We start from the raw sequence: 21,817 nt of genomic DNA on the forward strand, positions 1-21,817 counted from the left end.
TATCAACAAAAAACAAGAAAATAACAAACAACTATGCAAATCGCTGAAATGTTCCAGCAGATCATGGATAACCCGATCCCGGCGTTACTGATCGTTGGAAACCTGATTATTATTGAAAGCCTGTTGTCGGTGGATAATGCGGCTGTACTGGCTACAATGGTAATGGACCTGCCTAAGGATCAACGTAACAGAGCCCTGAAATATGGTATTATCGGAGCTTACGTCTTCCGTGGTATCTGTCTGCTGTTTGCGTCTCTCCTCATTAAAGTATGGTGGCTGAAACCAATCGGTGGTCTTTATCTCCTGTACCTGACCTTTGACTATTTTAAAAAGAAAGCAGAGAAGTCCCGGGCTGAAAAAGCTGGCGTTGTAGAAGAAGAAGCGGAGGAAATTGACAAAAGCCAGAACTGGTTGTATAAATCTACTATCGGCTGGATGGGTCAGTTCTGGGCTACAGTAGCGCTGGTAGAAATTATGGACCTCGCTTTCTCTATCGATAACGTATTTGCAGCAGTTGCGTTCAGTGATAATATCGTACTGATCTGGACCGGCGTATTTATCGGTATCCTGGCGATGCGTTTTGTAGCGCAGGGTTTCGTACGTCTGATGGAAAAGTATCCTTTCCTGGAAACAGCCGCATTCCTGGTAATCGGTGTACTGGGTATCAAACTGATGCTGGCTATTTACGAACATTTCTTCCCGGAAACAGCTGCTTCCAAATTCCTGGAAAGCCATGAAGCTGACTGGGCGACTTCCATCATCACAGTGTCTATCTTCCTGATTCCTATCATCACAAGTGCACTGTTCAACTACCCTAAAAAACATAAGGTAGAAGCAAAAGCTGAATAGTATTTAACAGATACACCCAACAGCAACATATTAAAAAGGACCAGCCAATCGCTGGTCCTTTTGCTTTGGTAACAAGTGCTCACCCGTTACTTAAGCAGAAATGTAGATAGTATGTGTCAGATCATACCCCCCTGTGGTTGTGTTGGCAGTCAGCGTTGCCAGTTCATTGTCCAGTGAATCCATAATAATATTGTCCTGTGCATTCGTCATGGAATTCTGTCCATGTGCACTATATAATGAGGTCTTATAAACCGCTGTGTTGATCGTATCCGGAAAAGCAATCTGCGTGGTCAGTTTCAGTGAACTATCTACATAGATCTGCGCATGTATGTGTGTGACACGACCTGTATACCAACCCGGATAAACAGACATGAATTTTACCCGGCCGTTGCTATCGCTATATTGTAAACCTCTGCAGAATACCAGTGCGCTGTTGTCCTGTGTACCCAGATATCCTGTATTACTATAACCGGAATAGTATCCATCCTTATCACAATGCCAGATGTCCACACGTGCATTGCTAACTACATTACAACTGTCCTTTACATTGCGTACCGTGATGGTAATACTTAATGGGAGACCCGTTTTACCATCTGTAATATCTACGCGCTGAATGGAGGAACCTCTGCTTTTATACAGCGGATACGGTCCGTCAGTTTCTGTATCTGTTACGGTACAGGAACCGCCTTCTGTATCTGTGCCTGTTGTTGTATCTGTATCCGTACTGGTTGTATCATTATCTTTTCCGCACGCATTCAGTATTGGTACGATGGAAGCGAGGCCCAGTATGCCCATCCCGTTTCTGAGAAAATCTTTTCTTTCCATTGTGAGTTGGTTTAGTCAGTGATATAACTGCGTTACCCATACAAATATTTCCCTATTACGGCACATGGCCATAAGATTGAGGTAAAGGGAGTATTTGTTGCGGTAAACGCGTTACTGTTGCCTGAACTGACTAAAGAAAGCCGTCTCGTAACTGCTGCTGACAGGTATTTCGTGTCCGGCAATATGAATGGTTTTATTGCGTACCTGTTCCACCCGGTCGAGCGCGACGATAAAAGATCTGTGCACACGAATGAATGATTGTGGCGGTAGTTTTTCCAGCAAGGCTTTCATTGTCATTCTGACGATGAGTGGTGCCTGTTGATGCAGGTGTATTTTCAGGTAATCGTCCAATCCTTCAATGAAGAGTATTTCATTCAATTGTACTCTTGTGAGTCCGTAGTCGACCCTGAATACAAGCGGAGGCGTAGCCGCGGGCTGCGTATGCCGGGATTGTATAAGCTGTTGTGCTTTTTGCACGGCTTGTTGGAAGCGTTCGAATGTAAAAGGCTTCAGCAGATAATCGACGGCATTCAGATTAAATCCTTCTACCGCATATTCCGCGTGTGCGGTAGTAAAGATGACCATGGCTTCCTGCTGTAAGGAGCGATAGAAATCAGTGCCTGTAACAGAAGGCATATTGATATCAAGAAACAGCAGATCAACGGGATATTTCCCGATATGCTTTAATGCATCTGCCGGTACGTTGAACGTTTTCTGTAATTGTATACCCTCTACTTCTGAACAGAAATTTTCAATGAGTTTCAGCGCCGGTAATTCGTCGTCTATGGCGATCGCTTGTATGGTCATGATAATTGTAATGAGAGAGATACTTCAAAATAAGTTGCTTCATCTTTGATCACCAGCGTATGGCTGGCAGGATATAGCAGTTGCAGGCGTTTGCACGTGTTTTCCAGACCTATACCACCTTCTGTTTCCGGCAATTCCTTTATGGTCACCTTGTTATTAAATGCAGAAAAATGAAGTCGATTTTCCAGTATGTTCACAGTTATTTTAATGTCGGTATTTTCAGCTGCGTTGACGCCATGTTTGAATGCATTTTCAACGAACGAGATCAGTATCAACGGCGCAATCAGTTGGCCGGTAGCCTGTCCTGTTACTGTAAAGGACAGGGGAAGCTGATCGCCGAAACGCATTTTCTGTAATTCGATATAATTACGCAGATAGTCGATTTCTCTGGATAGCGGCACCAGTTGGTGCCCGGCGTCGCTGATCACATAACGCATCATTTGTGATAGTTTGACGACAGCTGTTCCTGTCTGATCTGATTTTTCAACAGCCAGCGAATAGATTGTATTCAGGATATTGAACAGAAAATGTGGATTGATCTGTGCTTTCAGATAAGATAACTCTGCATTGAGTTTTTCTTTTTCTGTTTGTCGCCATCGGTCCGTAATGCGGAGTATCAGGGAAAAAAAGAATACCGCCAGAAACAGGAATACCTGGTGTCCGATATCCAGTAAAATAGAACGGGATACCGGATGGTGATTATACTGTGGCAGGGCGCCTGGGCCCATACCAGGAGGAGGTTGAGGAGAAAAAGACCTGTCCGGAAGCGATGGATGATCGTTCCCTTGACGGCTCATTTCGTCTGCCTGTTCCATCGGAGAGTGCTGCATTTCGTGTGGATGCCTGTCAGAAGGCATCGGCATGGGATTATTGGCGGGCCACTCGTAACCTTCCCGCGGAGGACCGCCTCTGAAGTCCACCAACATATTGGGTAAGAGTACAATGATTGTGAAACAGATCAGCGAAATGAGGAAGAATGCCAGATATTTCCGACGGAAGTAATACTGTGGGATCAGGACGAAATAGTTGAAATAGAAGAACAGCAGGATGACCAGGTATACCAGGAAATCTTTCAGGGCAGGTGGGTATCTCCACAGGTCTGACAGATTGCTGGCATCCGGTGAGAATACGATTGGTAGTGCCAGAAAGATCACGCAACCGGTAATATGTATAAGCACCTGACTAACTCTTCCTTTCATAATGAGGAGATTCTGGTTATTACAAATGTAGGCAATCATTTAAATCGCCTTATTTTTGCGTCATGATAAAACGAATATTCGGGTTATGCATCCTGGTGCCTCAGCTGTTACACGCTCAATTACCGGAAAAGAACTACCCTCAGGGGTATTTCCGCAATCCGCTGAACGTGCCTATCCAACTGGCGGGTAATTATGGAGAGCTTCGTCCCAATCACTTTCACGCGGGCATTGATATTAAGACCCAGCAACAGGAAAACCTGCCCGTATATGCAGCGGCAGATGGCTATGTCAGCAGGATCGGCGTTTCTCATACAGGGTATGGCAACATCGTCTACATCACCCACCCGAACGGGTATACCACTACATATGGTCACCTGAACCGTTTTTTCCCGGCGTTGGAGCAGTATGTAAAGCAACAGCAATATGCGGCAGAGAGCTGGGCTACCGACCTGAAGATCCCTGCAGACAAGTTTCCTGTTAAAAAAGGAGAGTTCATTGCCTGGAGCGGTAATACCGGTGGTTCTGCTGGTCCGCATGTGCACTTTGAGGTCAGAGATACACATACAGAGAAGCCGCTGAACCCATTGCTGTTCGGTTTCGATATTCCCGATACGAAAGCGCCTGAAGTAACCAGGATAGCGATTTATGACATGGACAGAAGTGTCTATGACCAGACGCCACTGATACTGCCGGTAAAGAAAGTAGAAGGCGAGTATGTAACCGTCACGCCTGTAGTGAAGGTGAGGGCTGCCGTTGCGGGTATCGGCCTGAATGCGGTAGACCGTATGAGCAATGCGCCTAACAGCTACGGTATCTATGAAGTGGTGATGTTTGATAAGGATGTGCCTAACAGTGGCTTCCAGATCGATAACATTGGCTTTGACGAGTCCAGGTATATCAACGCGCATGTGGACTACAAGTTGAAAAAAGGTGGTGGTCCGTGGATGCAGCTGCTGTTCTCCGTACCAGGCAACAAGCTCGGTATCTATAAGGATGTGCAGGGAGACGGTACCATTGACCTGTCAGACGGCACCCCCCATCCGGTAAAATTGCTGGTAAAGGATGCCTATGGCAATTCTACGACTGTCAAGTTCTCTTTGCAGCAGAGCGGAGAGGCAATAGAGCCGACCAAATGTGCCAATACGATGTTTGCTGAATCCAGGAATATCTTTGAAAACAACCAGGTAGAGTTTTCACTGGATGAAGAAGCGTTATACGATAGGATCTGCTTTAATTATGCAGAGATCGCGGCAGGAGAGAAGTCTAAATCAGTTTCCTCTATTTTCAGGCTGCATACGGCATTAATACCGATACACGACTACTTTACCCTGCGTATTAAGCCTGACAGAGCGATTCCTGCGGCACTGCAAAACAAGGTAGTAATGATCCGTGAAGGGCTGGGAGAGACCATTGTGGGTACCAAGCTGGATAATGGCTGGTATACGGGGGAGTTCAGAGAATTGGGTAACTTCCACCTGGAAGTGGACACCGTGATGCCTAAAATCGCTTTACTGGGCGGTGTTAAGAATGGTGCAAACCTAGCGAAGGCAGCCAGACTGTCTTTTACCATCAGCGACAATTCTGGTATCAAAGCCTACAAGGCTGAACTGGATGGAAAATGGCTGATGTTCTCCCGTAAAGGCAATACAATCACTTATACATTTGATGAGCATTGTAAAGCCGGTAAACACAGTCTGCGTTTACTGGTGACCGACCTTGCTGGTAATACAAAAGAGCAGACCATTACTTTTACAAGATAGAAAGCACGGAGTAAAGAATGACACATTTGAAAGAAGGGGACAAAGCGCCCATATTCAAGGGCATTGACCAGGAAGGAAAGCAGGTATCCCTGACAGATCTGAAAGGAAAGAAAGTGATCCTCTATTTTTATCCGAAAGACATGACGCCGGGGTGTACAGCCCAGGCATGTAACCTGAGAGATAATTACCAGGCCTTGCTGAAAAAGGGATTTGCAGTAGTAGGCGTCAGTACGGACAGCGAGAAAAGGCATCAGAAGTTTACCGAGAAATATGAGCTGCCTTTCCCCTTACTGGCAGACGAGGACAGAATGATACATACACAGTATGGCGTGTGGGGAGAGAAGAAGTTCATGGGACGCATTTTTGACGGCACACATCGTACGACTTTCCTGATCAACGAAAAGGGTGTGATTGATAAGATTATCGTGAAGCCTGATACAAAGAATCATACAGAAGAGATCCTTGAGATCTGGCAATAAGCGAAAGCAGATAAGCTACTGGTAAAATAAAAAAGCCCTCCTGGAACCAGGAGGGCTTTTTGTATGCACTGTTTCCAGCACTATCTTTTCTGGCGTTGTTTCTTGAACAGCTGACCAGTTTTGAACTTGTTACCTTCAGGGCTACCCACACGGTCCATTGCACAACGGAAACCTACTGTGTTAGTCGCCATATCTTCCTGCATGTAGCGACGTGCACCTGGAGACAGCCAGTAAGCGCGGTCGTTCCAGCTACCACCTTTTACAACGTGAGATTTGTCGTTGATCAGGGAAGTGATACCGTAACCATATTCTACGTTAGACAGGGAGTCACCATCAAGGTAGTTGATAACATCACCTTTCTGGTAGTTCAGACGGTTAGCACTTTCTTCGTCAGTTACGTCACGCATTTTCAGGTGACCCAGGCTATCTTTTTCAGGCTCGCTTTCGCCATTCATATAGGTAGTCTGGAATTTGTTACCACGGAAGTAGTTGAAGTCATCACCGTCGATGGGGTTCAGCGGACGATAAACGTCCAGTACCCACTCGCTCACGTTACCTGACATGTTATAGATACCGAAAGTGTTCGGGAAGAATGCTATTACAGGACCAGGGATAGATGCACGGTCATTCAGACCACCTGCCATACCCATGTTATCACCGGAACCACGTTTGAAGTTCGCCAGGAACTGACCTTGCCATGCACCACGGCGGATATCTCTCAGACCGCTGTTGTTGGTACCCCAGGAATAAACCTGTTTGTTCATGATCAACTCCTCACCACGTTTACCTTCTTTCTTAGAAGGGCCAGGGTTCTGACCGATGTAACCGAGTGCCGCGTATTCCCATTCAGCTTCTGTCGGGAGGCGGTAGTTTGGTAACATTACACCATCTTCGAACTGAGCGGTACGAGGAGAACCATCTGCGTTTCTGAACTGCTCCTTGGTAGATTTTGACATTTTACCAGGGATACCTTCATAAAGACCCGCAGTATATGCTTTGGTATCGAAGGTGTTGTCGTCAGACTGGTTTTTCATATCATTCTGAGACAGCAGACCTTTATCGATCAGCATTTTTTCGTTCACACGGTTGGAACGCCATTTACAATAGTCAACGGCCTGTTTCCAGTTCACACCTACTACCGGATAATCGTTGTAGGCAGGGTGACGGAAGTAGTATTCTACGAGTGGCTCATTGTAAGCCAATTCGCTACGCCATACCAGGGTGTCCGGTAAAGCTTTGCGGTATACGTCAGGGAAGGATTCATCGTACATACGGCGTAACCAGTAGAGGTACTCGCGGTAGTGAACGTTTGCCACTTCCGTTTCATCGATGTAGAAGGAAGAAACAGTAATACGTCTAGGGATGTTATTCCAGTCAGCCATTACGTCCTGTTCAGTCGCTCCCATGGCGAAGGTACCGCCCTGCACGAAAACAAGACCCGGACCAGTCTGCTGGTCCTTATTTTTGGCCACACTGAAACCACCCATCTTAGGATCATTGTAATTCCAGCCAGTAGCAGAGGATTTCTCCTTTTTCTTGCCAAATGAACATGCGGACATTGACAGAATTATACTGGCGCCTAAGAGCATTGAGACAGAGGTTAATCTATGCATGCGATTCAGCTTTTTTATTTGATGTTATTGGTAAACGCAAATGTAGGATATTTTATTTTATAGTAAAAATAATTAATCTGTAAGCGTTCACCGGTTTGTAGAGTTTATAATATTGATAATCAGTTGATTGTATTTCTTACGACGGGCTGAACTACGTATTAAGTTAATCTTAACTGTAATCCCTGCCAATGGCTTTCTGGTGGTTGCTGGTAGTAGGTGGCGTTGGTTTTATGATTCATAGATATATGGTTACTACATACATATCACTCCATTACTTCCTTTTTTGCGATCCCCCGGGTACGTAAATATACGAATTTCCTGTTCCGGTTATCAGTCCCTTTCATTCATCTTTTATTTCATCGGCTACAGGCAGCAACTACCGCTAATAGAACGCTGCAATACGACTACTTATTATACCCAGCGGAAATACTATGTCATAAAATGTCCCGCCTGTGTATCTTCACATGTTATAAAAAGCTGAAATACAATTAGGCTGTCCCATGCAGACATTTCGTGACAACTGTCCTATTGGCTGATTTCGCCCTATAAATATATTTTATAATTATTATGTTTGCGCAAATAACCACTATGAAGCTAACCGTCTTCTTCTGTTTATTACTTGCCTGTTACCTGCCGGTAGCGGGAGCTAATGGGAGAGGTGGACCTTACGCTGCACATTCAGTGCTTTCCCAAGGGAGCTGGTATAAGCTCGGTGTAACCCGGGAAGGCATCTACAAAATAGATAAGTCTCTGCTCAACGGAATCGGTATCAGCGGGAGTCTCAGTGAAGTAAGATTATATGGTACTGGCGGACAAATGTTGCCTGAAAGCAATGCTGTCAGCAGACACGACGATTTGCCGGAGGTTGCCCTTCTGGAGCAGGAAGATGCGCTGTTTTTTTATGCGCCGGGTCCTCACAGCTGGCAATACCAGGGAGGAAATTTTACGCGGAGCACAAACCTGTATACTGATACTGCCTGGTATTTTGTAACTGTAGTAAGCGGTCGGGGAAAAAGAGTAGCCCGGGATATGAGTACACCTGCTGCCACTGTTACCGTCAACAGCTATGATTACCGTGTATGGCATGAGAGCGATAGCATCAATTTCCTGAGCAGTGGTAAACAATGGTGGGGTACTAATTTCAGTAGCGTAAAGCCTTCTTTGGGTCTTTCATTTCCAATGGAACAGGCGCCTACCTCACTGAAAGTAGGGCTAAGGGTAGCTGCCAGAGGGACCAGTACCAGCAGATTTTCCTTGAAGATTGGGAATAGTGTCGTCGGTACGCTTAATTTATCGCCTGTAAGTGGCAATATATTTGAATCCTTTGCAGCGGTGGCCTCAGGCTATTATACCGCTGGTTATACAGGTGATATATTACCTGTTGAACTTACATTCACACCTGGTGGTGGCGGTGCGCAGGGATGGCTGGATTATGTGAGTGTACAGGCACGTTATCCCTTGAAAAAAGGAGGGTTGGATCAGCTGTTTTTCCGCGATGCAATATCTGTCGCTCCGGGGCAGACAGCACAGTATCGCATCAGAGAGGCGAATAGCGCGACAGTCGTACTGGATGTGACAACACCATTATCACCGGTACGGCTCAATACACAGCTGACAGGTACGATGCTCACGTTTTCAAGAGATTGCAGCACATTGCATGAATATGTGGCATTTGACGGAAAACAGGACCTGCCGCTTATTAAGGGCGGAGTAGTACCTAATCAGGACTTACACGACATCAATGGCACAAATATGCTGATAGTGACCACTCCGTCTTTGCGAACAGCAGCCTCCAAACTGGCTGCCTGGCATGGTACACATGATGGGCTGAACGTGAGAGTGGTAACGGTGAATGAGATCTATAACGAATTTGCTTCCGGTACGCCGGATCCTACGGCAATCAGGGACTTTGTGAAGATGTGTCATGACCGTGGAGGACTGCAATACCTGTTATTATTCGGAGATGCCTCCTACGACTATAAAAACAGGATAGCAGGTAATACGAACATGATACCTACCTGGCAAAGCACCATCTCTACAGATCCTGTATATGCCTATCCTTCAGATGACTTCTTTGGTTTTCTGGATGATGCAGATGATATCAATGATAACGGCAGAGTAAATCTGCTGGATGTAGCAATAGGCAGATTGCCGGTACAACAGCCTTCACAGGCAGAAGTTGTGGTGAATAAGATCATTGGATATAATGTGCCGGCTAACTATGGTCGCTGGCAGCAACATATCACTATTGTGGCAGATGACGGTGATGATAACCTGCATCTGCAGGACGCAGAAAGTATGAGCCAGATAGTGAGTACGCAATGGCCGGCAGGCAATATCAAAAAGATATACCTGGATGCCTATCCGAAAATAGCAGATCCAGGCGGTAGCCGATATCCGGCAGTCAATACTGCTATTGCAGAAGATCTTTTTGACGGAACGCTGATATGGAACTATACGGGCCATGGTAGCTATTCCCGGCTGGCAGAAGAGGTCATATTGGAAGAAAGTTCTTTGGATACCTGGAAAAATGGTGGCAGACTGCCGTTGTTTATCACTGCAACGTGCGATTTTGCACCTTTTGATAACCCGGCCTATGTTTCCCTGGGAGAAAAGTTGTTGCTGAAGGAGCAGGGTGGCGGTATCGCCTTGATGACCACTACAAGAACAGTATTCTCTGCTTCCAACAAGGTAATGAATGCTAACTATCTGGAAAGGCTGCTGACACCCCATGAAGATGGTCGTATGCCAACATTGGGAGAAGCGGCTATGCTGGCGAAGAATAAAACATCTGCTACGCTCATTGACATTCCTAACAACCGGAAGTTTCAGTTGCTGGGGGATCCTGCGCTGACGCTGGCTTTTCCGCAGTATCACGTGGTGACTGATTCTATCAATGGGAAAGCTGTTGGTGATATTCCTGATACGCTGAAAGCTATGGGTAAATATACGGTGAAAGGTCACCTGGAAGATGAACAGGGCATACGGCAGGATAGTTACAAGGGTACCTTGTATACCACTGTGTATGATAAACCTGCTTTGCAGTATACATTGGGCAATGATGCAGGTAGCACCAAAGCAGCTTATTACCAGCGTCAGAATATCCTTTATCGTGGCCAGCAGAGCGTTCAGAATGGGTGGTTCTCCTGCACATTTGTAGTGCCGGCAGATATCGATTACCAGTCAGGCGCTGGTGCATTGAGTTTCTATGCGGCTAACAGTATTATGGCGGCAGGTGGCGTCTACACCGGTGTGCAGATAGGCGGTACGGCTGATGGTATTGAACAAGATCAGTCGGGACCTGTTATTAAAGCATATCTGGACAATGAGTATTTCCGCAATGGAGGGCTGACTGCTGAGAATCCGGTACTGTTGTTGCATCTGAAGGATGATCAGGGCATCAATACTTCCGGTTATGGAATAGGGCATGATCTGATCGCGACACTGGACAATGATGAAGGGCAGTATTACATACTGAATAACTTCTTCGAAGCCACAACAGACAGCTACCAGGAAGGCCATGTGCGGTTCCCGTTGTACAATCTTACAGAAGGTCCGCATACAATGTCCATCAGGGCCTGGGATACGCATAATAACTCAGGTAAGGCCACATTGCAGTTCCGGGTGATAAAGTCATCCGGGATGACGGTAGGAAAAGCCAGCTGTTATCCTAATCCGTTTCACGACCAGACACAGTTCACGTTTGAGCATAATCAACAGAACCAGGTACTGGATGTAATCGTGCGGATCTATACGATAACAGGGCAACAAATAAAAACTATGCGTCATACAATAAATGATGGTGGTAGCCGTTATGTAGGGGCATCCTGGGATGGAACCAACGATTCCAAAGCAAGGGTGCCGCCTGGAATGTATATATATAGTATTTTGGTAACAGCGAATGGTAAAACATCGATTTTAGGCGGAAAAGTATCTGTATTTTAACCTATGCATCAAAATGCAAAAACTAAATTCGCACGTCCCTTACCAGGCCCCTGTTATTGAACATATTGAATTTCGTACTATTTTTACAACTCGTTCTAAACACTATTGCATGTATAATTGCATGATCAGAAAGGTGACTATCAACCTTGTCTTTATTTGTTGCATCCTATTTTCTCTGTCAACGAGTGCTCAGATTGGATCTGGTCAGCTCGATGGTCGAACAAACACTATTAATACAGCCGTACCTTTCCTGCGTATTTCCCCAGATGCAAGGGCTGGCGCAATGGGTGATGCAGGTATTGCCACATCTCCGGATGCGAATTCCATGTACTGGAACCTTTCCAAGGTGGCTTTTGCAAAATCCCGCTCCAATATCTCTGTTACCTACACCCCATGGTTAAAGGAACTGGTGAATGACGTATTTCTGGCTAACCTGTCTGGTTATTACCAGCTGGATGAAATGCAGACCGTCTCCGCTTCATTACGTTATTTCTCATTAGGTACTATCAACTTTACTGATATTACCGGTATGCCAACATATGATTATCGTCCACGTGAATTTGCTTTTGATGCAGGTTATGCACGTAAGTTATCTGATAACTTCTCTGTAGCCCTGGCCGGACGTTATATCTACTCCAATCTTGCCAGCGGCGATATCAATGGCCGTGTGATTAAGCCTGGAACTGCTTTCGCTACTGACCTCTCTTTCTTCTATACAAAAGACTACGAAAAGTCTGACAACAGTGTAAATACCTGGAACGTAGGTCTGGCACTGACCAACATTGGTACCAAGATCTCCTATACGGAGTCTGCAACCAATAAAGACTTCCTGCCTACCAATTTCGGTCTGGGTACATCCTACGCTTTCGGCCTGGACGAGACCAACAAACTGACCCTGGCGCTGGATCTGAATAAACTGATGGTACCTACGCCGGATAGTACAGGCGCTTATCGTCAGAAATCCACTATCTCCGGTATCTTCTCCTCTTTTGGGGATGCACCAGGTGGTTTTGGTGAAGAGCTGAAAGAGTTTACCGTGTCGCTGGGTGGTGAATATGCCTTCCGTGATCAGTTCTTTGTACGTGCCGGTTATTTCTACGAAAACAAAGACAAGGGTAACCGTAAGTACGCTACCGCTGGTCTGGGTGTGAAATATAACATGTTCGGTCTCAACTTCTCCTATCTGGTACCTTCCGGTAATGGTATTCAGCGTAACCCGCTGTCCAATACCCTCCGTTTCTCCCTGGTATTCGACCTGGATCACCATGAGGAAGACAACAGCAACACCTGGTAATCACTGGAACTGAAATAGTTAATGTTTTTTTAAAATATAAGAATCCTCCGGAAATCGCCGGAGGATTTTTAATTTGCGATAACTTTAGCTTTTAAAAGCTTATATTTCAAAGTTTATACATTTGTCATGACTAAATTGCGTATCGGGCTAGGGGTAGATTTTCACCAGTTAACAGAAGGACGAGATTTCTGGCTGGGTGGAGTATTGGTACCACACCACAAGGGCGCTCTGGGACATAGTGATGCGGATGTGCTGTTACACGCCATTTGCGACGCTATGCTGGGAGCTGCCAGTCTCGGGGATATCGGTCTTCATTTCCCTGACACAGATAACACTTACAAAAACATTGATAGCAAAATACTGCTGAAACGTACACTGGAACTGATCAATGAGAAAGGTTACCAGGTCGTAAACATTGACAGCACATTATGCCTGCAGGCGCCTAAGATCAAACCTTATGTAGTACAGATGCAGGAAACCATTGCGGATATCCTGAATATCTCAACAGAAGAGATCTCTATCAAAGCCACTACTACTGAAAAGCTGGGCTTTGTAGGGCGTGAGGAAGGAGTGGTGGCATATGCGACCGTACTTCTGGAAAAGGCATGATAACTTATCGTAAATCAACCAATTGTCTGTAGTCTGCCGACTATGGACTATTTAAAATACCTTTGCATCAATGGCAGCTATTACAGTTAAAATCATCAATAAATCCGCAAATCCGCTGCCGGCCTATGCCACAGCAGAAGCGGCCGGGATGGACCTCAGGGCTAACCTGGAAACAGCTATTTCTTTGCAACCACTGGAGCGGATGCTCATTCCTACTGGTCTGTTCATGGAACTACCGACTGGCTATGAAGCCCAGATCAGACCTCGCAGCGGTCTGGCAATCAAGCAGGGTTTAACCCTTCTGAACACACCCGGCACAATTGATGCGGATTACAGAGGAGAGATCAAGGTCATTATGATCAACCTGTCCAACGAGCCACAGACAATTGCCCACGGTGAAAGGATTGCACAGATGGTGATCGCGCCATTTGTACAGGCCCAGCTGGAAGCAGTGGAGCTGCTGACAGAAACAGAACGTGGTGCCGGCGGTTTTGGCCACACCGGTAAATCTTAATAAATGTTCAGAACCCACAATAACGATAAAACCTTGCCCGTAATAAACAGTCTGCCGGCTTTCTGCAGACGCGTAAGCCGGTTGTCTTTGTTACTGGCAGGTTTTTGTTGTGTGTTGGGGACTGCCTGCCGCACCGGCAAATCCGTTGCCTCCCGTCAGTCTGCCTCCCGGACAGTGCACGTCATCCGGGATTCATCTCTCCTGCAACAAAGGGCTGACAGTCTTTTCTTCTCTGCGGAACGCTCGAAATTGCTAGGCGACTACCGTACTGCCATCACCCAGTTTTCTGACTACCTGCGCCTGAAAAGGAACAATCCTACTGCCTATTACGAGCTGGCCCGCCTCTTCATCGAGGTGCGGAATCCGCAATATGCACTGGGCTTTGCCCGCAGGGCAGCCAATATGGACACGACTAATAAGTGGTTCCAGATAACGCTGGCAGATGCATTCGGTGTGAATGCCCAGTTTGACAGTTCTGCGGCTGTATATGACCGCCTCTCCAGGAGGTATCCTGAAAATGAAGAGTATATCTACAATAAGGGTATGTTCCTGTCCAAGGCAGATAAAACAGAAGCGGCACTGATCGTATTTGATACGCTTGAAGCAAGGACAGGGCTGGTAGAAGAACTGGCCTTTCAGAAGCAGCGCTTATACCTGAAACTAAACCGGATAGATGACGCGGCTGCTGAAGTGCAGAAGCTCATTAACCAGAACCCGGAAGAGGTCAGGTATTACCTGGTTCTCGGAGATATCTACAATTCCAATGATCGCGTGGAAGAGGCGACAGCCATTTACAAAGAAGTGCTGGACCGCGACTCCACCAATCCGAGGGCATTAATAGCGTTGTCCGGCTATGCTAAAAAGGATGGTGATACCGTACTGTACTGGAAGTACCTGACCCGTGCATTCACCAATCCTGATTACAGCATTGACGAGAAAGTAGCCTATGTATATCCTTACCTGCAAATGCAGAAACTGGATACCAGCAAACTGAAAGAAGGATTACAGCTGTCACAGCTGGTGATCAATGCACATCCTGAAGAGGCGAAAGCCTATGCATTACAGGCTGATATGTATTCTCAGGCCGGTATGCTGGATAGTGCACTGATTGATTATAACAAAGCAGTTACACTGGATTCCACACGTTTTACCGTATGGTACCAGTTAATGTGGATCTACTCCCGTAAAGAGGAATCCGCTAACCTCCTGAAAGTGAGCTCAGTAGTATCTGAGCGTTTTCCAAAGGAATTTATGGGTCATTATTTCAAAGGGGTGGCTAACTTTTTGCTGCAAAATTATCCTGCATCTATAGATGCGCTGAATATGGCTGTGCAGACGGCAAACAACGGTGATAAAGGCACCCGGGCAGATGTTTACTCTTTGTTGGGAGATGCCTATCATGCTACCGGTCAGCATCAGTTATCAGATAGCTGTTACGACAGGTCGCTGGCAATCAGACCCAATGATGCGCTTGTGCTGAACAATTTCAGTTACTATCTCTCACTTAGAGGAGAGCAGCTGAGCAAAGCAGAAAGTATGTCTAAGCGCTCACTGGAACTGGAACCTGAAAGCGCCAATTTTATGGATACCTACGCCTGGATCCTGTTTCGTATGGCCCGTTATGAACAGGCCAGAGAATGGATGGAAAAAGCTTTACAGCAAGAAGATGCACGTGATAATCCAGGTATGCTGGAACACTATGGGGATATCCTGTTTAATCTCCACCAGGTAGATAAGGCGCTTGAATATTGGCAGCTGGCCAAACAAAAGGGCGCTAATTCGGTAGGGTTAGCCCGCAAAATTGCAGAAAAACGGTATATACTTGCAACTGAAAGGGAATAGCGAACTTCCCGGTGAAACAGGGAATGTATTGAATTAAAGATCATGATGAAGCAAACATTAGCACTGATAGTATTAGGTATTGTAAGCACGGGACTCTTTTCATGCAGGCATAGCCGCCAGATAGCAGGTACGTCTTTTCCGGTAACGGATACCACTCATCATCAGGCATCAGCAGCAGACAGCGCATCCATTGCTGCTGCAAATACTTTTAATAAAGAAATGCTCGCAAAACTGCGGGGTAACTATATCAATTTTACCACCTTCTCCGCCAAATTAAAGGTTGATTTCGAAACGGAAGCCAAACAAATGTCAGGCATTAACGCTAACATGCGTCTGCATAAAGACAGCATCATCTGGATATCCGTATCTGTACCGATCATCGGAGAAGTAGCCAGGGCGATTATCACTCCGGACAGTCTGAAAGCGATTGATAAGTTTCATAAAGTGGCATATCTCCGTGATATGAACAACGCAAAAGATCTGTTGAATATTCCCTTTGATTTCAAGACCTTACAGGACCTGATCATCGGTAATCCTATCTATCTGACGGACTCAGTATACCAGGTTGTAAAGACACCTTCCGTGATCTCTTTCACCTGCGATAGTACCATGTTCACAAGTCTGTTCAATGTGTTTGCTGATGACTATGTATTGCAACAAAGTAAGGTGATGGATAAGGATAGTACACGCAGGCGGTCTATCGAACTCACCTATGGTGAATACAAATCATTGGATAAAGTTAAATTTGCTACCCTCAGGCGGGTTTTTGTGGAAGAGAAGAACTACACAAAGATCAATATGGAATTTAACAAAATAGATTTCGAACAGCCGTTAAGCTTTCCATTCACCATTCCCTCTGGTTATTCAAGAGAGTAGGAATGTATTGGAATGTACCTGAAATTTGTAAATTGCTATTTTGCAGCTATCTTTAAAACCATCATGCTGAATCTGAAGAAGTTTTTCCCGTTTGTATTGATCTTAGGTTTATTACCGGCCTTGCTGCATGCACAGGCTCCCCAATTGTCGCGGGAAGAACTCGAGCATAGAAAAAAAGAACTGCAACGTGAGATCGATGAAGCGAATGAAGCGCTGAAGAATACAAAGAAATCTACCCGTGAAAGTGTCAGCCAGTTAAGGGCCCTGCGCGATAAAATCACTTTACGTACCCGTCTTATCAATAACATCAACGAAGAGATCAACTTCATCAATGGCGATATTAACTCTGCCTACAGGGATATTAAAACCCTGGAGAAAGACCTGGATACGCTGAAGTCACAATATGCACAGCTGGTCGTATATGCGTATAAGAACCGCAGTACTTATGACATGCTGAATTTCATCTTCTCGGCTGAGACTTTCAATGATGCGATCAAGCGATACCAATACCTGAAACAATACCGTGATTACCGGCGCAGACAGGCCGACAATATCCTGGAAACCAGGGTCTTGCTGAGCAAGAAGATTGAGAGTCTGCAGGAACAGAAAGAAAAACGTTCCGGCACCCTGAAAGTGGAGCAGGAACAGCGTACAATCCTTGAAACGGATAAGAAGGAGAAAGATAAGGTATTGACCAATCTGAAGGGCCGTGAGAAAGAGTTAATGACCGACATCACCAAGAACAAAAAAGACGCGCAGAAAGTACAGGCTGCTATTCAGGCGGTTATCCGTCGTGAGATAGAAATTGCCCGCAGACAGGCAGAAGAGGAAGCTGCCGCCAAGCGTAAAGCTGCTGCTGACGAGAAACGCAGAAAAGAAGAAGCTGCCAGAAAAGCTGCTGCTCTTGCTGCTGCAAATGCCGCTGCTGCAAAAGCCGCCGCCGCTGCCCAGAATACAAATAATAACAACGCTGTCGCGGCCAACGATAAACCTGATAAACCGGATCCTAAGCCAGCTGAGCCTGCGCCGAAACCACCGGTTGCTACACCTGCTCCTGAGCCCGAAAAGCCAGTCCGTACAGAAAACGTCCTGGAAGCAACACCGGAAGCGCTGGCATTGTCAGAAAGCTTTGAAAGCAATCGTGGTAAACTGCCATGGCCGGTAAGTTCCGGTCATATCATAGGTCACTTCGGTCGTCAGCAGCACGCGGTAATAGAAAGGATCACGGTAGAGAATGATGGTGTAATTATCGGAACCGGCAAAGGCGCTCCTGTAAAAGCGATCTTCCAGGGTGAAGTGAGAACGGTAGCTGTGATTCCGGGTGGTGGTTCCCTTGTGATCATCCGACATGGCCAGTACTTTACCAACTATGCCCGTTTGCAGAGTGTAAATGTAAGAACAGGTGACAGGGTAAGCACCGGTCAGGTGATCGGTACAGCGGGTACCAATGAACTGGAGAACCTGGGTGAGGTTGAGCTGCAGATCTACAGAGGTATACAGAAACAGAACCCTGAGTTCTGGATCAGAAAGAAATAACTACCCGAATAACATATTGAAAAGCCCCCGGATCAGCTTCCGGGGGCTTTTTTATTGAGGATGTCTTTCCGCTATTTACGCTTATGGGGCTTCCGTATGATAACAGAGGCTGGCCAGGGGACTTCACAATTCCCGCATTTGGGTGTCCGGACCGATTCGCCCTATGATGAATCTGGCATTTCTTAGCCAGGGCCAGGATGGATTAGCACGCGACAATAAAAAGCGGCGGTCAGTATACCCTGACCGCCGCTTTTATGTAAAAAGGCTTAAAGACTTATTTATCAACAGATTCCAGGGCTCTGTTCATCACTTCTTCATACAGCGCCTCATATTGCGGAATGATATTGTCAATGTGGAAGCGTTGTGCCTGTTCCAGCGCACCTTTACGCATCGCAGCCAGCAGTTTTTCATCTTCCAGCAGTTTGATGGCATTTTCAGCCATGCTGTCAACATCTCCTACCGGGCTCAGGAAACCTGTTTTACCATGGATATTGACTTCCGGCAAACCACCCGCATTGGAAGAAATAACCGGTACTTCTGCCGCCATGGCTTCCAGTGCTGCCAGACCGAAACTTTCATAGTCAGAAGGCAATACAAAGAGGTCAGCAATAGACATCACGTCTTCCAGCTGTTCCTGCTTACCTACAAAACGGATGTCACCGCAGAGGTTCATCTCACGGCACATCGCCTCGATAGCAGGTCTGTCCGGACCATCACCTACCAGCAGCAGCTTGGAAGGGATCTTTTCTCTTACTTTCTGGAAGACTTTTACGACATCCGGTACCCGTTTTACCTTACGGAAGTTGGATACGTGCAGCAGTATTTTTTCGCCGTTAGGCGCAATCGCATTCCTGAAATGCATGAGTTCTGAAGAGCGGCGTTTGAAGCGCTCGGTGTCCACAAAGTTGTAAATGACCTCGATATCTTTCTCGATCTGGAATGATTTATAAGTCTCTTCGCGGAGGTTGTTAGATACAGCCGTAATAGCATCCGACTCATTGATAGAGAAGGTAACTACCGGGGCGTAGGTCTTATCTTTACCTACCAGGGTGATATCTGTACCGTGGAGTGTTGTGATAAACGGTACGATACGGCCCTGCTTGCTCACAATCTGTTTTGCCAGGTAAGCTGTAGAGGCATGCGGAATGGCATAGTGCACATGCAGCAGATCCAGCTGCTGATTCAGTATGACATCTACCATTGTGCTGCTCAGTGCAGACTCGTAGGGTGGGAAATCAAATAGCGGGTAAGTAGGAACCTGCACCTCGTGATAATATATATTGGCATGAAAGGCATTGAGTCGCACAGGTTGCTGGTAAGTGATAAAATGGACCATATGCCCTTTATCTGCCAGTGCCTTCCCCAGTTCTGTTGCCAGTACGCCACTACCCCCATAAGTAGGGTAACATACTATTCCAATTCGCATGTGTTGTTATTTAAAACTTTAAAACGCTAAACGTCAGTGCCAGACGTTTAGCATCGAAATGCAGAACGCTTCACGCAGAACACAGTTTTTACGTTAATTACAGACTACAAAATTATAACATTTTAATTTGCCACTCCCGCTAATTGGGATTAGCGGCATGTTAAGGTTGTCATGTCCGATTAATGTATGAGGTACCCATTTGAATAACAGTCTTATTTAATTAGTTTTAGTCCTTTAAAATCGACTGTGTTTATGAGAAATTACCTGCTGCCGGCACTGTTGGCCATCACCGTTCCGGTATGTGCACAACAGAAAGAGAATGATTCCCTGGCCTTGAGAAGCCTTGCTAACGAAGTGCTGACGCACAGTAAGGCATATGCCAATCTGAAAGAGCTTACCCAGCAGGTAGGCGGCCGTCTGGCTGGATCGCCACAGATGGTGAAAGCGGAGAAATGGGGTGAAAAGGTACTGAAAGATGCCAATGCGGATACCGTATATCTGCAGGCCTGCCAGGTGCCACACTGGGTGAGGGGCGCCAAGGAAGAAGTACGTATTATTTCCCGCCGTCGCGACTTTATACCGCCTTTAAACGTACTGGCCCTGGGTAACTCCGTAGGCAGTGCGCCGGCAGGTATTACCGCTCCGGTAATTGAGGTGGCTTCTTTTGAAGACCTGGAGGCGAAAAAAGACGAGATCAAAGGCAAGATCGTTTTCTATAACTATCACTTCAAACCAGAGCTGATCCATACGTTTGAGTCTTATGGCGATGCGGTGAAATACCGTGGCCAGGGCGCCAGCCGTGCCGCCAAATATGGTGCACTGGCGGTAGTGGTACGTTCCATGACCCATGGGGCGAATAACCTGCCGCATACCGGCGCCATGAAGTATGACGAAGCCTTCCCTAAGATCCCAGCCGTGGCGATTGGTCTGGAAGACGCTGACCTCCTGAGCAACCGTTTGAAAGGAGAGTCTGACCTGAAATTGTACCTCCGTACCAGCTGTAAAATGCTGCCTGATACCACTGGTCACAACGTAATCGGTGAAATCCGTGGTACCGAACAACCTGATCAGATCATTACTGTAGGTGGTCACCTGGATTCCTGGGATGTAAATGAAGGCGCACACGATGACGGTACGGGTTGTGTGCAGTCCGTAGAACTGCTGCGTGCATTCAAAGCCCTGGGCATTAAACCAAAACATACCATCCGTGTTGTACTGTTTGCAAACGAAGAAAATGGTACCCGTGGTGGTAAGAAATATGCAGAAGTAGCGAAAGCAAAGGGAGAGCATCATATATTCGCACTGGAAAGTGATGCGGGCGGTTTTACCCCACGTGGTTTCTCCCTGATGATGCCTGATGAAAAGCGTGCAAAGATCGCATCATGGGCGCCACTCTTCCTGCCATATGACGTATACGATTTTACAGCTGTTGGCGGTGGCGTGGACGTAGGAGAACTGTACGAAGCGATCGGTACCCCAATGGGAGAACTGATGCCTGATTCCCAGCGTTATTTCGACCTGCATCATGCTGCAAACGATACCTTCGAAGCCGTGAACAAGAGAGAGCTGGAACTGGGTGCATTCAGCATGGCAGGACTGATCTACCTGATCGATAAATATGGATTGTAATCCTTACCAGATCAAATAAACAATATGCGCAGATTTCTTTTTATGGTAGTCGGAGGTGTGCTCCTGGCACTAGTGGTGTTCTTCCTTTACAAATACTATTTCGTATTTGGCCGTGGCGTGAAAGCCGGAGAACTCAACTACTTCGTGGAGAAAGGCTATGTCTTCAAAACCTATGAAGGCCGCCTCATTCAGAGTGGTTACCGCTCCAAACAGCCCGGCGCCCTGCAATCCAATGAGTTCCAGTTTTCAGTGGCCGACGAGCGTATCGCACAACAGTTAATGACTGCCAGCGGCAAGTTTGTAGAACTGCATTACAAGGAATACCTGGGAGCAGTGCCATGGAGAGGGTTTAGCAATTTTATTGTAGATAGTGTGATTACGGTGAGAGATGTCAATTATTAAGAATTAAGAATTAAGAATTAAGAATTAAGAATTAAGAATTAAGAATTAAGAATTAAGAATTAAGAATTAAGAATTAAGAATTAAGCTGATTATTACAGCTTACTATAAAGCAAGAGCCTGATCTAATAACAGATCAGGCTCTTGCTTTATAGCTTAGGGGTAAATCATCCGGTCTGGAGGCATTTACCACAATTCTTAATTCTTAATTTTTA

17 protein-coding genes are annotated in these 21,817 nt (G+C 46.2%); 12 read left to right on the forward strand and 5 right to left on the reverse strand.

Going from position 1 to position 21,817, the window contains the following annotated elements:
- Positions 1-33: 33 nt before the first annotated feature.
- Positions 34-849 carry a MeeY/MeeF family manganese export membrane protein gene (locus tag CPIN_RS05820; RefSeq protein ID WP_012788849.1) on the forward strand — a complete coding sequence of 272 codons (816 nt, stop codon included), beginning with the start codon at positions 34-36 and terminating at the stop codon, positions 847-849.
- A gap of 90 nt (positions 850-939) precedes the next feature.
- On the opposite strand, the gene CPIN_RS05825 is transcribed toward CPIN_RS05820, so the two are convergent.
- The 3 genes from CPIN_RS05825 to CPIN_RS05835 all read right to left on the reverse strand — a co-directional run bounded on the left by CPIN_RS05825 (position 940) and on the right by CPIN_RS05835 (position 3,680).
- Positions 940-1,674, reverse strand: a complete 735-nt coding sequence (locus CPIN_RS05825) for a peptidase associated/transthyretin-like domain-containing protein (protein ID WP_012788850.1) — start codon at positions 1,672-1,674, stop codon at positions 940-942.
- Between the two features lie 111 nt (positions 1,675-1,785).
- Complete coding sequence (locus tag CPIN_RS05830; protein WP_012788851.1) at positions 1,786-2,481, reverse strand: LytR/AlgR family response regulator transcription factor; 696 nt, start codon at positions 2,479-2,481, stop codon at positions 1,786-1,788.
- Positions 2,478-3,680, reverse strand: a complete 1,203-nt coding sequence (locus tag CPIN_RS05835) for a sensor histidine kinase (RefSeq protein ID WP_044217949.1) — start codon at positions 3,678-3,680, stop codon at positions 2,478-2,480. The genes CPIN_RS05830 and CPIN_RS05835 overlap by 4 nt, the downstream gene beginning before the upstream one ends.
- Positions 3,681-3,742: 62 nt before the next feature.
- Between CPIN_RS05835 and CPIN_RS05840 the strand changes: the two genes are divergently transcribed.
- Both CPIN_RS05840 and bcp read left to right on the forward strand, forming a co-directional pair.
- A complete protein-coding gene (locus CPIN_RS05840) occupies positions 3,743-5,440 on the forward strand; it encodes a peptidoglycan DD-metalloendopeptidase family protein (protein WP_012788853.1) in 1,698 nt (565 codons plus the stop codon).
- A gap of 17 nt (positions 5,441-5,457) precedes the next feature.
- On the forward strand, positions 5,458-5,919 hold the full coding sequence (bcp, locus tag CPIN_RS05845) for a thioredoxin-dependent thiol peroxidase (RefSeq protein ID WP_012788854.1): 462 nt from the start codon (positions 5,458-5,460) through the stop codon (positions 5,917-5,919).
- A gap of 80 nt (positions 5,920-5,999) precedes the next feature.
- Here the strand turns inward: bcp and CPIN_RS05850 are convergent, their stop codons facing one another.
- The gene (locus CPIN_RS05850) at positions 6,000-7,478 is read right to left on the reverse strand and encodes an SUMF1/EgtB/PvdO family nonheme iron enzyme (RefSeq protein WP_245552089.1); all 1,479 of its coding nucleotides are present in this window, start codon (positions 7,476-7,478) and stop codon (positions 6,000-6,002) included.
- Between the two features lie 642 nt (positions 7,479-8,120).
- On the opposite strand from CPIN_RS05850, the gene porU reads away from it, so the two are divergent.
- From porU to CPIN_RS36385, 7 genes are all read left to right on the forward strand, one after another.
- The gene (gene porU, locus CPIN_RS05855) at positions 8,121-11,477 is read left to right on the forward strand and encodes a type IX secretion system sortase PorU (protein WP_044217954.1); all 3,357 of its coding nucleotides are present in this window, start codon (positions 8,121-8,123) and stop codon (positions 11,475-11,477) included.
- A gap of 109 nt (positions 11,478-11,586) precedes the next feature.
- On the forward strand, positions 11,587-12,771 hold the full coding sequence (porV, locus tag CPIN_RS05860) for a type IX secretion system outer membrane channel protein PorV (RefSeq protein WP_012788857.1): 1,185 nt from the start codon (positions 11,587-11,589) through the stop codon (positions 12,769-12,771).
- A gap of 126 nt (positions 12,772-12,897) precedes the next feature.
- A complete protein-coding gene (gene ispF, locus CPIN_RS05865) occupies positions 12,898-13,380 on the forward strand; it encodes a 2-C-methyl-D-erythritol 2,4-cyclodiphosphate synthase (protein ID WP_012788858.1) in 483 nt (160 codons plus the stop codon).
- Positions 13,381-13,450: 70 nt separating this feature from the next.
- Positions 13,451-13,894, forward strand: coding sequence for a dUTP diphosphatase (gene dut / locus CPIN_RS05870; RefSeq protein WP_012788859.1), 444 nt, complete (start codon positions 13,451-13,453; stop codon positions 13,892-13,894).
- Positions 13,895-13,897: 3 nt separating this feature from the next.
- The gene (locus tag CPIN_RS05875; protein WP_012788860.1) at positions 13,898-15,736 is read left to right on the forward strand and encodes a tetratricopeptide repeat protein; all 1,839 of its coding nucleotides are present in this window, start codon (positions 13,898-13,900) and stop codon (positions 15,734-15,736) included.
- Positions 15,737-15,778: 42 nt separating this feature from the next.
- Positions 15,779-16,612 (forward strand): lipoprotein insertase outer membrane protein LolB1, encoded by an 834-nt coding sequence (locus tag CPIN_RS05880; RefSeq protein ID WP_044217960.1) that lies wholly within the window; start codon positions 15,779-15,781, stop codon positions 16,610-16,612.
- A gap of 63 nt (positions 16,613-16,675) precedes the next feature.
- Positions 16,676-18,148, forward strand: coding sequence for a murein hydrolase activator EnvC family protein (locus CPIN_RS36385; RefSeq protein WP_012788862.1), 1,473 nt, complete (start codon positions 16,676-16,678; stop codon positions 18,146-18,148).
- 274 nt (positions 18,149-18,422) lie between these two features.
- Here the strand turns inward: CPIN_RS36385 and bshA are convergent, their stop codons facing one another.
- Positions 18,423-19,574, reverse strand: coding sequence for an N-acetyl-alpha-D-glucosaminyl L-malate synthase BshA (gene bshA / locus CPIN_RS05890; RefSeq protein WP_012788863.1), 1,152 nt, complete (start codon positions 19,572-19,574; stop codon positions 18,423-18,425).
- A gap of 252 nt (positions 19,575-19,826) precedes the next feature.
- On the opposite strand from bshA, the gene CPIN_RS05895 reads away from it, so the two are divergent.
- Entirely contained in the window at positions 19,827-21,203 is a 1,377-nt protein-coding gene (locus tag CPIN_RS05895) for a M20/M25/M40 family metallo-hydrolase (RefSeq protein ID WP_012788864.1), read from the forward strand.
- A 24-nt stretch (positions 21,204-21,227) separates the two neighbouring features.
- Positions 21,228-21,605, forward strand: a complete 378-nt coding sequence (locus CPIN_RS05900; RefSeq protein ID WP_012788865.1) for a hypothetical protein — start codon at positions 21,228-21,230, stop codon at positions 21,603-21,605.
- Positions 21,606-21,817 lie beyond the last annotated feature (212 nt).

This window comes from Chitinophaga pinensis DSM 2588, from assembly GCF_000024005.1.
GTDB classification, from domain to species: Bacteria; Bacteroidota; Bacteroidia; order Chitinophagales; family Chitinophagaceae; genus Chitinophaga; species Chitinophaga pinensis.

What these genes read in the sequence shown, in the direction of transcription:
- dut (WP_012788859.1), top strand. Translation starts at nt 13,451, where the DNA reads ATGGCAGCTATTACAGTTAAAATCATCAATAAATCCGCAAATCCGCTG.
- bshA (WP_012788863.1), bottom strand. Translation starts at nt 19,574, where the DNA reads ATGCGAATTGGAATAGTATGTTACCCTACTTATGGGGGTAGTGGCGTA.
- CPIN_RS05880 (WP_044217960.1), top strand. Translation starts at nt 15,779, where the DNA reads ATGATGAAGCAAACATTAGCACTGATAGTATTAGGTATTGTAAGCACG.
- CPIN_RS05840 (WP_012788853.1), top strand. Translation starts at nt 3,743, where the DNA reads ATGATAAAACGAATATTCGGGTTATGCATCCTGGTGCCTCAGCTGTTA.
- bcp (WP_012788854.1), top strand. Translation starts at nt 5,458, where the DNA reads ATGACACATTTGAAAGAAGGGGACAAAGCGCCCATATTCAAGGGCATT.
- CPIN_RS36385 (WP_012788862.1), top strand. Translation starts at nt 16,676, where the DNA reads ATGCTGAATCTGAAGAAGTTTTTCCCGTTTGTATTGATCTTAGGTTTA.
- CPIN_RS05875 (WP_012788860.1), top strand. Translation starts at nt 13,898, where the DNA reads ATGTTCAGAACCCACAATAACGATAAAACCTTGCCCGTAATAAACAGT.
- CPIN_RS05835 (WP_044217949.1), bottom strand. Translation starts at nt 3,680, where the DNA reads ATGAAAGGAAGAGTTAGTCAGGTGCTTATACATATTACCGGTTGCGTG.
- porV (WP_012788857.1), top strand. Translation starts at nt 11,587, where the DNA reads ATGTATAATTGCATGATCAGAAAGGTGACTATCAACCTTGTCTTTATT.
- CPIN_RS05895 (WP_012788864.1), top strand. Translation starts at nt 19,827, where the DNA reads ATGAGAAATTACCTGCTGCCGGCACTGTTGGCCATCACCGTTCCGGTA.
- CPIN_RS05850 (WP_245552089.1), bottom strand. Translation starts at nt 7,478, where the DNA reads ATGTCCGCATGTTCATTTGGCAAGAAAAAGGAGAAATCCTCTGCTACT.
- CPIN_RS05900 (WP_012788865.1), top strand. Translation starts at nt 21,228, where the DNA reads ATGCGCAGATTTCTTTTTATGGTAGTCGGAGGTGTGCTCCTGGCACTA.
- CPIN_RS05825 (WP_012788850.1), bottom strand. Translation starts at nt 1,674, where the DNA reads ATGGAAAGAAAAGATTTTCTCAGAAACGGGATGGGCATACTGGGCCTC.
- CPIN_RS05830 (WP_012788851.1), bottom strand. Translation starts at nt 2,481, where the DNA reads ATGACCATACAAGCGATCGCCATAGACGACGAATTACCGGCGCTGAAA.
- CPIN_RS05820 (WP_012788849.1), top strand. Translation starts at nt 34, where the DNA reads ATGCAAATCGCTGAAATGTTCCAGCAGATCATGGATAACCCGATCCCG.
- ispF (WP_012788858.1), top strand. Translation starts at nt 12,898, where the DNA reads ATGACTAAATTGCGTATCGGGCTAGGGGTAGATTTTCACCAGTTAACA.
- porU (WP_044217954.1), top strand. Translation starts at nt 8,121, where the DNA reads ATGAAGCTAACCGTCTTCTTCTGTTTATTACTTGCCTGTTACCTGCCG.